The sequence below is a fragment of the Neorhizobium vignae genome (genome assembly GCF_000732195.1).
Classification (GTDB): domain Bacteria; phylum Pseudomonadota; class Alphaproteobacteria; order Rhizobiales; family Rhizobiaceae; genus Neorhizobium; species Neorhizobium vignae.
Map to the genome: position 1 here is coordinate 1 of NZ_JNNU01000079.1, position 424 is coordinate 424.

Here is a 424-nt window from a genome sequence, read left to right on the forward strand (position 1 = left end):
TCGACATTGATGGTCAGCGTGCCGGGCGTTGCAGCCGCGTCGCCGTCCTTGTCGGTCACCTGGTAGGAGACCGTGAACTGCACATTGTCTTCCGTCCCCGGGATCGTTCCCTGCGGGTGGTTGATCGGTGCAAGCTGGGTAACCTGGTAGGCCCCCGTCGCCGTGTCGGTGATGGTGATCGAGACGACCGGGCGTTCGCCCTGATAGATGGTCATCACCTTGCCGTCTTCGGACGGCGTTGCGGTGAAGCCGGCAGGCAGCGTCAGGCCGCTGCCGATCCACAGCACTGAACCGGCGCCATCGGCACCGTAAGAATGCGCAAGGACACCCTTGGCATTGACGGAGTCGGCATCATCGCCGTTGCCTTCCGGATTACCACCGCTCAGCGCATCGTCGTCGAGCTGAACCAGCGCGTTCTCGCCGA

Annotated in this window: 1 protein-coding gene; it reads right to left on the minus strand. The window is 63.7% G+C overall.

Going from position 1 to position 424, the window contains the following annotated elements; all coding sequences use genetic code 11:
- Nucleotides 1–424 (minus strand): DUF5801 repeats-in-toxin domain-containing protein (locus GQ59_RS32615; RefSeq protein WP_037088685.1); only part of this gene is annotated, 424 nt, incomplete at both ends.